Origin of the sequence: Enterococcus sp. AZ163 (assembly GCF_050498925.1) — a bacterium.
GTDB classification, from domain to species: Bacteria; Bacillota; Bacilli; order Lactobacillales; family Enterococcaceae; genus Enterococcus_A; species Enterococcus_A ferrettii.
Window position 1 is genome coordinate 215,913 of record NZ_JBIPAO010000002.1, and the last position, 12,024, is coordinate 227,936.

The window sequence follows — 12,024 nt, forward strand, 5'->3', positions numbered from 1 at the left end:
AAACGGTTTTTTTTTGCGCAAAGATTTAGCTATTTCGAAATGATTTATCGTTAATTAACGTATCTTATAGTGAGAATGAAAAAGAAAATGTATATTCTCAAGGTAATTTATAAATCGTAATTACGAAAGGAGATACATGGGAAAAAGAATACAACCTTTATCTGATAATGAAAAAAAGAGATTCATGAGACGTTATTCGGAAATAAGGAACTCTATTAAAAATAGAGGAATTCGCAGATTCATACTGGTGATAGCGAGTACAATTATTTACTTAACGTTACGAGATCGGCTAATATTTTTGGAAACTTCTCTTAAGTTTATTGTCTTGTTATTCTTGGTTGGCACTTTAAAGTCTTTTGGGCACATGATGTTATTAGACAGAATATACGCTTGGTTTAAAAAATATAGTATTTAAAAACTATTAGGATCGATTGCTGGCTAGATAGTGAGGTCCAAAAAAATTAAAATTTTTTCGAATTACAAGCTGACAATTTTGTTAAAGGTCCTATATTTTTTTATAGTGAATGAAAGTCTGATAAAAAAAGAAGTTCTACTTTAGCACAAGGTCAAACCGCTAAAAAATTATCGAGCTGGAAGAACTGGTTGGATAATCTGAGCGGAGGAACTGGTAGTGTCATCTGATTTACAAAAAAAGCCTAGTCATAAAATACGCCATGAATTAGTCTAGAAGACCTGATTTAAACAGCGTATTTTATTACTAGGTTCTTCATTTAAAGTATTTCCTCAAAAAGTAATTGTAACAAAAACGAAATATATATCCACCATTACACGTGATTCTGGATAAACGTTAATGACAACTATCTTTTCATTATTGCTTTAATATAAGGGATCAATTAAATCTATTTTAGTAGTCAAATGATTATTTTATAAGTCGCATTATTTATAACGGTTATAATCTATACGCTAAACTTATTAAAAAAGTAAAAAGATTAGTTGGTAATAGTTTACATAAGTAACTAGCATTTTTAAACTTAAGGTAAAGTGGGAAATTTATATTATAATGGGGAGCGTGGACAAAAAGATATATTATATCTTTTATATTCTCATTGTATAGTTAGAGAGGATAAAATCATACGTATTGAATATGATTTATAAAAAAATGATATATTAGTTACACAAAAAAGAAATAAATTGTTGAAAGTGTTGTGAATTTAATCCAAAGAAAATTTATTATGCTTTAAGAAAAGCTACTCAGAATTGACTAGAAGAGATGAAAGAACTTAGCTGCTTACTAGTATTGGAGCTATTCCTCCGTTCGAAGTCATCAGAAAAAAAGACACCCAATTGTCTTTTATATTTAGTCTGGAGATCTATCATCTGACTATTACAACTATTTTTACAGGTCTAAAAAAATCTCAGATCAAAGAACGATAAGAATTTTAAGGAGTCAACACATGAGGAAGCACCGTACAATCGTTATACTGATACTACTTTTAGCACTTATTATTACAGGATACATTATGAACAATGCTTATTTGTTTAGCGCTGCATTATTGTCATTTTATATATTTGGTTTTGGTACGTGGTCATATGTGAATTTCAAAAAACAACTATCTAAAAGGTCTCAAATTGGTTTATATCTCATCATTGGAGCCTCTATTTTTTTGGGTCTATTTTTTCTACACTGGTATAGCTTAAATGATACAAATATCAAAATATATGATGACATTAATTCATACTTAAAAGTATTGGAACGCTATGAATCCTATCGTATCAACGTTCAGGATTATCTCCATTTTGTAAGGGATACTTTGGCGAATGATTATACGCACATTGACACATTATTATTGGCATCCGTTGCTTGGGTTGTCCCTTACAGCTACAGCGTCCATTGTACGGCCGTTTATATTCTATACTATATTCCGGCTACAATGGCTTTATTAATGATAGCATTAAAAATATACAATGGGATACAGAAATCGAAACCGTTAAGCAGTCTGCAGGTGAGCATTAGTTTCTTATTAATTCTTTTAAGCGCTAATATGTTTTATCCACTGCTCAATGGCTTCGATGATGTATGGGGATTAATGTTTGTAGGCCTGTTAATTTGTCAAACCTTTGATATAGACTACACTAAGTATTCATTTAAACAAGTAGTGTCGTTGAGCATACTTAGCTTTTTAGTTATTTTAGTACGACGCTGGTACGCCTATTTTATTATAGGGTTCTATTTATCATTTTTCTTAGATTTGCTCATTATCCAATGGAAGCAGTGGAAATTCGACAGGAAGCAGTGGGGTGTATTAATTGCTACAGAGGGGACGATAGCCGCTTTAAGTATTGTGGCCTTGTCATTCTTGAATTCGAATATAATTCCAAAATTTCTTTCGAACTACTCCGATCAGTATGAAGCCTATGCATCCAGCGAAATATCAACAAGACTCATGTATTTGGTGAACAATTTTGGCTATTTGCTTATTGGAATGGCTTTTTTAGGTGCTTACGTTGCACTAAAAAGACCCGCTACATTTTCTATTACAAATCGCTTAATAACTACGGTTGTTATTGCCATGGGGATTTTTGCGACAGTACAAGAAATGGATTTTCATCATCAATATCTGATCGTGTGGTTCTTAGTTGTTTTTGCTGCCTTTATATATATGTATACGATCAACAATTTATACTTGCATCATAAACGATTTACGCTGCTCGTAGCATCTATAATCTTATTTAACGCAGTATTTCCTATTTCTACAAAGACAAACAGTGTTCAAGCATACACCAATCCATTAACCACAGGATTGGAGGCTAAACCTGAAGCTGTAACTTCTGAAACAAAGAGTTTATACCAACTTGATTCATATTTGAAAACAACAATGAATGATCAAAATGAGTTTGCTTATGCTGTTGGAGACATGAAACAGCTATCTTCTGAATCATTTAAAAGATTGTATTTACCTGAAACTGTCGATAATTTTCCTAACATGCTAGAAACAGCAAATGCGGATAAACGAGATGGGTTTCCGAGTTATTTTTTTCAGGCGGAATATGTAGTTTTATCTGATCCATTGGCCTCTTGGTATCCTGAAAAGCAAATTGAAATGCTTGGATTAATTGAATTGATTAAAGAGACAACAATTGGAAAGGAATTTTATCAGCCGATCCAAAAAATAGAATCAAATAAATACACCTACACAGTTTATCATCGTATCAAAGAACCAACAAAGGATCTTGTTGATTCCTTATATGGGGCATTTCAAGAAAAATATCCTGATGATAAATTCTTTCAACCAAATTATGCCTTAGCATTAAGTACTATTGCTAGTGAATCAAAATCATATGATTTATGGCAAAATTATTTTGATATACATGGAAGGGATCGCATTGCTGTCACTGTACCAACAAAAGGGTTTAAAACGTATTCTTTTATGGTCGAAACATATGAGGCGAATATGTCCGTCACAATCAACCTTGACGGTGAACAAATAGAACAACAAATAGTAACGATAGGAAAGCATGACTTCGAAATACCCGTCGATAATAGTCGAATTTTGACGGTTGAGATATCAAATCCAAACAATGTTGCCGTCCACTTTACGCCAACTGTTTTAGAATGAGAGGGAAACTATGCAAAAGCGAATCAAACTATTGATGATAGTGGCGATTGTGTCTCAAGTGATCTATTTGAGTTATCGTCTATTTTTCACCTTAGCAGTTCAGTATAATCTTATCTCTCTATTAATTAGCTTACTATTGTTTGTTGCTGAATTAACCTCCAATATGCAAGGAGTTTCAGATTTTTTTGGTCAGCTGTTTTATAAAGATCCAATGAATATAGAAGAATTGCCAGCTGAATTTTTTCCAGAGGTAGATGTATTTATTATCACTCATGATGAAGATATTGAATTATTACAAAAGACAATTAATGGTTGTAAAACAATGGACTATCCAGATCAATCAAAAGTGCATATCTATTTGTGTGATGATGGTTTACGTCCAGCTGTAAAAAATATTTGTGAAAAATGGGATATTGGCTATATTGGTCTCGATCCACAAAAAAACAAACATAAAAAAGCAGGAAACATAAATCATGCACTGCAACAGACTTCGTCGCCATTAGTTGCATTTTTAGATTGTGATATGATTCCTAAGTCCAATTATTTAAAAGGTATCGTGCCACATTTCTATCAGTTAGGTGAAACGGATTATGATACTTATGAAGAATATCAGCAGGGATTAATTGATCAAGACTATAATTATCCCTCGGCATATGTTCAATCCGCGCAAGATTTCTATACCTTTGATTTATTTCAATACAATCTCTATGCTCAAGAAGAGCTGCCAAAGGAACAAACATATTTCTTCCAAACAGTAAATCCTTCTCGTAATGAAAGTAATGCGCCTATTTTCTGTGGTTCGAATGCGATTGTCTCTCGAAAGGCGTTAGAAAATGTGGATGGAATGGCTACTGACAGCATTACGGAAGACTTATCAACGAGTTTGGTCTTATTAAAGGCTGGATACAAAACCAAAGCAATACCTGAGAGTTATGCGTATGGGATGAATCCTACAGCAATTGAGGGCTTAAAAATACAACGGGAACGGTGGGCACGCGGATTTATCAAGAGCATTAGAAGTCATAACTTTTTTACCTCCAGTGTTGCTCTTCGAACTAAACTAGCCTATCTACACTCATATAATTACTGGTTTTTCCCTATAAGACGTTTGGTCTTCATGTTCATTCCAGCATTTACGGTTATCTTTCAGCTTAAAATCGTTATAGCCAATCCATTAGTGTTTCTAATTATATGGGGGACATCTTATATGATTTATAATTTGGCCTTGAAGCAGAGTTCTAGTAAAAAAGTCTCTGCAACCTATGCTAATATTACCGACCATATATTGACACCATTGATCATAAAAGGGTTATTGGAAGAATTGATAGGTATTTCTCAAACAGATTTTCTTATCACACCTAAAACATATGAAAAGCAATTCTCAAAGTATTACGGGATCGTATTATTCTACTTGATCAACTTAGGCTTGAATGTTTTTGCAATATGGTTATTGTTCAGTAAGTACTGGACTGTCATGAACATTTTTTCAATAGGAATACTTGCCTATTGGTCACTTAAGAACATCATTTACGATATTTTTGCGATGAGTTTTATGCGACAACGAGACAATATCTCAAAAGAATTCACGATGTGGAAACTGTCATTAAACCTTAAGATTGGAAATAGTTCAATCCAAACCATTAAAGTAAACGAACAATTTATTTACTTAGACAAGCTGCCAAATGAAATCAAACCAGATGAGACATTTACTTTTGAAGTTGGAACAGATAAATACACTAATGTTCAGTTGCTTGGAAGAACCAATTTAAAAAAGAAAAATGGTGTTTATGAATTAACTATCTTAAATAAATCGGATGAAGACTATTATCGGTATTTAAATATTTTACATGACCAGGATACCACCTACATCAACAGTGAAAAAAACGCTCGTTTTTGGGTGCGTGTTTTCCTTTTAAATTTGACGAACTTACTCACACTAAGAAAGGAAGATAAAAGCAGTGAAGACTCTTTATCTGATAATTCCGTGTTACAACGAAGAAGCGATGATACCAATTCTTCTGCACCAATTAATTGATTATCTAAATAAGTTAATTTCGCAACAGTTAATCACACAAGATAGTCGAATTGTTTTAGTAGATGATGGAAGTACTGATCGCACTTGGAAATTGATTGATGAATCTATAGATAGGTTGCCGGTTATCGGATTGAAATTTAGTCGTAATTTTGGGCATCAATATGCTTTGTTAGCAGGTTTGATGGAGACAAGAGGTCAAGCAGATATTTATGTATCGATAGACGCTGATCTGCAAGACGATATTCACGCAATCGAAGAAATGATTATCGAATTTAATAAGGGCTACGAGATAGTTGCCGGTGTACGAAGAGAACGAAAAAATGATACTTGGTTTAAGCGAAATACTGCATTGTTCTTTTACAAATTTTCAAGTTTTTTAGGAATTGATATGATACCTAACCATGCTGATTTCCGACTATTGAGTCAACGAGCAGTGGATACACTGGCTGATTATACAGAAACAAATCTTTTTTTAAGAGGAACGATTCCATTGATGGGCTATCCAACTTCTAAGGTGTATTATGACAGGAAAGTTCGGTTAAAAGGTTCCACAAAATATAGTCTTAAAAAGATGGTAGCGTTAGCGTTCAACGGCATTACCAGCTTATCGATCGCTCCGATGAAATGGATACGTAATTTAGGTTTTCTTTGTACAGCATTCGGAATCTTATACATGGTCTACGTTTTAATTTTGAAATTGCTAGGGAATACAGTTCAAGGATGGGCATCGCTTATGATAACGCAATGGATATTGTCCGGTTTTATCATGACGGCGGTTGGTTTACACGGTGAATATACAGGGAAAATTTATTTGGAAACAAAAAAAAGGCCACGATATATCATTGAAGAAAGACGAGAATGAGCGATTGATAAACTCTTGATTGCTGCTTAGATTTGCTGTCAGCGAAGTGAGGGGTTACTTTATCAATGGCCCTGCAACTAAGATAAACAGCTATTAAAGCTACTCCTGCATAAGTTGCGTGTACTTTAAAACTTGATTTGCGTTCTATCTTTTTCTCGCGTGTCAAAAATTTCTAGAAAGAACAGCAGCGAATGGACGACTTAAAATAGAAAAATCCTGTAGGCTATGATTTATAAACTACAGCTAATAAACCAACCATAAAAATTCTAGTTTTTATGATTGGTTTATTTTTTACAATTGATTTAATGCATCTGTTGTCGTATCGCTCTCAATATGTGTATACAATGTTGTAGTCGTAGTTGAACTGTGCCCTAACTGCTGGGCAGTAAGTACCAGGTTATTGGTTTGCTGATAGAGTCTGGTAGCCAAAGTATGACGCAATTTATGAGGAGTTACGCGGATTTTGAATTGTGCTGAGTATTTTTCGACCATTTTCTCTATTGCCGATCCTGTAATTCGCTTGGCTTTTCCTTTACTAATTGAGAGGAAGAAAGCTAGCTCATATTTGTCTGGATGATACCGTTCTTCGCGAATAGCAAGATAGGAAGCTAAATATTCCATAGCAAAGGCTGCAATTCGTACTGAATCAGTTTTATTTCCCTTACGAACAACCGTCACACGATTTTGTTCAAAGTTGATATCGTCAAGATCTATATTCACTACCTCTGATAAACGAAGACCAGAAGCAAGCATCAAAGCGTTAATGGATAAGTCGCGTTCGCAATCACGACGATAAAATTTCATTGCTTGCGGGGAAAGATTTTTAGGATAAATATCGCGAATGTACTCCAGATAATTTTCCGTTTCATCACCTAAGAAGAGCTTATCTTCAATCATATCTGCTCGTGATTGCAGTGTTCGACGATCGGATACATTAGCAATTTCTCGCATAATATCATGAGTCAAATAGGGCTTGTTTTGACTATTGTTGGAACTCTCAGCTAAATATTTGAATAGTACCTTTAATGCGGTGATATTCCGTTGAATAGTTACTTTTGATAGGGTATCGCTAGATTGCTTTTTTGAGCCGTCTTGGTTTATTTGACGAGTATTTTGTTTTTTACGTCTTAGTAGATAGGACTTGTATTGAGTAGCCGTTCGCAGCTGCAGATTGTCTAAAGAAGCAGGAGAGATGGCGCTCATTTCAATTTCTGGTACATGTTTTTGTTGGATCAGCCACTGAAAGAACTGCTGATAATTTTTTAAGTATTCAAGAATTGTATTAGGCGAGTATTCATCCGCGCTTTTTATTTCGACAAATTCCTGAATGAATGAGGGCATGCGATCAAGAAGTTGATCAATTTTTTCATTGGCTTTTTCTTTGGACATAAAATCACCTTCCTGTATAGACCAAATTTGTGATAATGAGAAGAGAGGCTCTTACTATAATAATAGTCGGTATATACCAATTTGTCAAACATTTTTATTTTATTTTTTTTAAATGCCTTAATGGTGATAATAGTAGGGGATAAGAAGTATTAGTATTGTTATTTTATTTTTCTGAAAAAACACATCTTTTCAGAATGATGGGGAATTTGTTTACATAATATATTTATGAATCACTATTTGAAATCGCCAGAAAGTCTAAACCCGAAAAATGCTTTAAAATAGCTAAAAAATGATTTCAACAATGCTTTATCTCAAATTTTTTCTTCGGTTAGTTTTCAGCTTAGCAACGACCCAAGTAAATTGATTGTTGCTAATAATGAGCATGTTTTTACAAAAAAATTTGAGGTAGAAAATTAGTGAAGCAAAGTGGCAACTAAACCTTTTAGAAAAATGACTGTTTTGACCCAATTAGACCTATATATGACTATAATTGTCTATTCAATAAAATCTATTATACCCATCTTTCCGAAAAACGTACATTTTTTAGAAAGATGAAAAGGAATCTTTAAATAAAAGCCAGTTATTCAGGCCTTCTTATCTTGTTTGATGATCTAAAAAAATCGTTGATTAGGTATTAACTAATTCTTTTTAGAAGATTTACCGATTGTAGCTGTAATTTACTGAGAGATAGAATTCTTTCATTAAATTATTCGATTTACGGGAACGTATATTCTCAATGAGAATAAAAAAGAATCAGCACGCAGATTTATGCTGATTCTATTACAGTATTATTAGTTTCCAAATCAAACAATGATTGTGTTGCATCATAAACAGTTCGGGCAATCTTTGCTTTATTCATTGTATACAAATGAATGCCCGATACACCTTGTGTTACCAGATCAACAATTTGATCAATTGCATAAGCCATTCCCGCATCTCGCAAAGCCACAGGATTGTCAGCATATTTATCTAAAATTGCTAGAAATTTTTTAGGCAGTTGAACATCTGCTGTTCGAAGGATTCGTTCGGCTTGCCGTTTATTGATAATTGGCATAATACCTGCTAGTATAGGGACTTCAATTCCTGCTAACCAGCAATTTTCCTGAAATTGATAAAAATTCTGATTGTCGAAAAACATTTGAGTAATCAGTTGATCTGCGCCTGCCTCGACTTTTTGCTTTAAATGATGGATGTCCTCTACCGTGTTGGCTGATTCTGGATGACCTTGCGGATAACAAGCAGCTGAAATTGAAAAGCTTGGATTCCACTTCTTAATGTAGTCTATCAAATCGCTGGCATGAGGAAAATCAGTGCTTCGTGGAATACTAGGATAAAGATCGCCGCGTAAAGCCAGGATATGTTGAAGATTTTTTTGCTGCAGGGAGGTCAAAATTGTATCAACCTCCCCTTTATTCAAATAGGCAGCTGTTAAATGAACAATGCTGTTTACTTGATGCTGTTGTTGAATATGCTCAGCAATTTTTACTGTACTATCTTCCAATGAAGCTTGCCGATTGCTGCAGGTAACACTAATAAAATTGGGTGCTAAACCTTCCATCTGCTCCAAAGAAGCAAACAAGCTGTCATCGGTGGCTTTCGAAGTTGAAGGAAATACTTCAAAGGATAAACTAGTTTTAGATGGTTTCATTGACCAACCTCTCCCTTATTTCTTTGGCTGCACGCGTTAAATTAGCCAAGCTTTCAAATGTTTCCTTTTCGCCCCTTGTTTTCAATCCGCAATCAGGATTAATCCATAATTTTTCAGTCGGGATTTTTTCTAATAAAGTTTCTATAGTTGTTTCTAATTCCTTCACAGCTGGAATCCTTGGTGAATGAATATCATAAACTCCTGGTCCTACAGCTGTTTGGAAATTCTGAGCTTTTAAATCATCTAATAAGGCTAAATTAGAACGAGAAGCTTCAAATGAAATTACGTCGGCATCCATATGGTCAATTGCCGGCAATATATCAGCAAACTCGCTGTAGCACATATGGGTATGAATTTGGGTTTGAGGAGCTACTTTGCTATGAACTAACCGAAAAGCTGGAATAGCCCAATCTAAATATTCTCCATACCAGTCGCTTTTTCGTAATGGCAGCTTTTCCCTCAAGGCAGCTTCATCAATTTGGATAATCTTGATACCGTTAGCTTCCAAATCTAAAACTTCTTCTTGAATAGCTAAAGCAATTTGTAATGTTGACTCTTTAATTGAAATATCCTCTCTCGGAAATGACCAATTTAAAATAGTTACTGGTCCTGTTAACATACCCTTCACTGGCTTATCAGTTAAGCTTTGGGCATAAGTGGACCACTTCACAGTAATTGATTGTTTCCGAGAAACATCACTCCAAATAATTGGCGGCTTTACACACCGTGTCCCATAAGACTGTACCCAGGCCTTTTTAGAAAACAAGAAGCCATCCAGATTTTCACCAAAGTACTCTACCATATCATTTCTTTCAAATTCACCGTGGACGAATACATCCAAATCAATTTCTTCTTGAAAAGCTACGCAATCAGCAATTTTTTCTTTCAAAAAAGCTGTATAATCCTCGTAATTGATTTGCTGCTTTTTAAATCGTGCTCGTGTCGACTTAACCTCCCGGGTTTGGGGAAATGAACCAATGGTGGTGGTCGGTAATAGTGGTAAATCTAAGGTCTGTTTTTGAAGCCTGTTTCTCGTTCTGAATTCAGGCTGTCGTTGAAAATCTTTTTCGGTTAAGGCAGCTAGCTGCTTACTCAACGCTTTTTTTTCAACAATTCTGTTCTCTCGGAATAATCTTTGGTTAAAGCCCCAACCTTCTGTTTCTTGATCCAAGTTTTCAGCTACTTCCTTCAACTCAGTCAATTTTTCCTTAGCAAAAGAAAAGTGCTTAGTAATTTCGGCTGGAAATGACTCTTGTTCGACGGAATAAGGAACATGAAGTAAGGAACAAGAGGTTGAGAGAACAAATTGCTTAGGTGGTAGTTTATCCAACAAAATCAACGACTTTTGGTAGTCATTGCGCCAAATATTTTTTCCATTAATCACTCCAGCAAACAATAATTTATCTTCAGGAAAATCAGAAGCAGTCACTAGCTCTAGGCTGTGTTTGCCCTCTACAAAATCTAAACCAATACCATCAATGTTCAGTTCTAAGAGATCTTCGTAAATGTCTCGAACATCACCAAAATAAGTTTGCAGCAAAAGCTTGATGTTTCGTGGTGAATTGGTCAAATTTTGATAAATTTTCAGAAATAAAGAACGATCCTCTTCTGATAAATCTTTCACTAGATAGGGTTCATCCAGCTGCAGCCACTGCGTTCCCTGCTGACTCAGACGATGGATAATTTCCTGATAGGCAGCAACTAATTGAGGTAAGTGTTCCTGATAAGTTGTATCCTTGAAAGCAGCCAACTTAATTAAAGTGAAGGGTCCTAAAATAACTGGTTTTGTTTCAACTCCATTTGTTTTTGCTTCCAAATATTCCTCAAATATCTTTGTGCCGACTACCTTCACCTGCGTATCTGTTTCAAATTCAGGGACTAAATAATGATAGTTGGTATTAAACCATTTCTTCATGGGCAAGGCAGTTACATCCCCCGCATCTCCTTGGTATCCCCTTGCTAATGCAAAATAAGTATCTAAGGTGGATAGTTTTAAGTCAGCATAACGTTTCGGAATAATATTTAACAAGACAGCTGTATCCAGAGTTGTATCATAGAAAGAAAAATCATTGCTGGGAATCAAATCAATTCCAGCGTTCCTCATCAGTTGCCAATGAGCTTTTCTTAAACGTCTTCCCTCTTGTATCAGTTCTTCGGCAGTACTTTCTTGGTGTAAATAGCTTTCAGTAATTCTTTTTAATTCTCGATCTGCCCCAATTCTAGGAAATCCTACAACCGTAGTTTTCATTGAATCGCCTCCTCAGTAGTTATGAGAAGAACTGTAACACGGCTAAGTTTTACTGACTAACTGTAAATTTTTATAACCTGTTACAAAATTATTCTATAACTAAAAATGAGAAAAAAATGAGGAAGATGATTGACATATGAGAAAAAGTTGCTTATAGTATAAAACAATAAACAACGCGTCGAAAAGAAGAGTACAAATAGAAAACCATTTTGAAAGAGAGCTTCGGTTGGTGAAAAGAAGTAATGGGGATCGTTTGGAAGATGG

The 12,024-nt window shown here is 34.7% G+C and carries 6 protein-coding genes and 1 other annotated feature (1 of these 7 cut by a window edge); of the genes, 3 read left to right on the top strand and 3 right to left on the bottom strand.

Going from position 1 to position 12,024, the window contains the following annotated elements:
- The first annotated feature begins 1,415 nt into the window (after positions 1-1,415).
- From IGI46_RS19515 to IGI46_RS19525, 3 genes are read left to right on the top strand one after another with little or no spacing between them, the layout of a single operon-like run.
- Positions 1,416-3,578 (top strand): hypothetical protein, encoded by a 2,163-nt coding sequence (locus tag IGI46_RS19515; protein WP_429974088.1) that lies wholly within the window; start codon positions 1,416-1,418, stop codon positions 3,576-3,578.
- A gap of 10 nt (positions 3,579-3,588) precedes the next feature.
- On the top strand, positions 3,589-5,613 hold the full coding sequence (locus IGI46_RS19520; RefSeq protein ID WP_429974089.1) for a glycosyltransferase family 2 protein: 2,025 nt from the start codon (positions 3,589-3,591) through the stop codon (positions 5,611-5,613).
- Positions 5,582-6,475 (top strand): glycosyltransferase family 2 protein, encoded by an 894-nt coding sequence (locus IGI46_RS19525; protein WP_242704454.1) that lies wholly within the window; start codon positions 5,582-5,584, stop codon positions 6,473-6,475. Before IGI46_RS19520 ends, IGI46_RS19525 begins: the two co-directional genes overlap by 32 nt.
- Positions 6,476-6,766: 291 nt before the next feature.
- Here IGI46_RS19525 and xerS read toward each other — a convergent pair whose 3' ends face one another.
- From xerS to metE, 3 genes are all read right to left on the bottom strand, one after another.
- A complete protein-coding gene (xerS, locus tag IGI46_RS19530) occupies positions 6,767-7,864 on the bottom strand; it encodes a tyrosine recombinase XerS (RefSeq protein ID WP_207703227.1) in 1,098 nt (365 codons plus the stop codon).
- Positions 7,865-8,630: 766 nt separating this feature from the next.
- Complete coding sequence (metF, locus tag IGI46_RS19535) at positions 8,631-9,512, bottom strand: methylenetetrahydrofolate reductase [NAD(P)H] (RefSeq protein ID WP_429974090.1); 882 nt, start codon at positions 9,510-9,512, stop codon at positions 8,631-8,633.
- On the bottom strand, positions 9,499-11,760 hold the full coding sequence (gene metE / locus IGI46_RS19540) for a 5-methyltetrahydropteroyltriglutamate--homocysteine S-methyltransferase (protein ID WP_429974091.1): 2,262 nt from the start codon (positions 11,758-11,760) through the stop codon (positions 9,499-9,501). The genes metF and metE overlap by 14 nt, the downstream gene beginning before the upstream one ends.
- A 169-nt stretch (positions 11,761-11,929) precedes the next feature.
- Positions 11,930-12,024: a binding site (T-box leader), on the top strand; it runs 154 nt beyond the window's last position.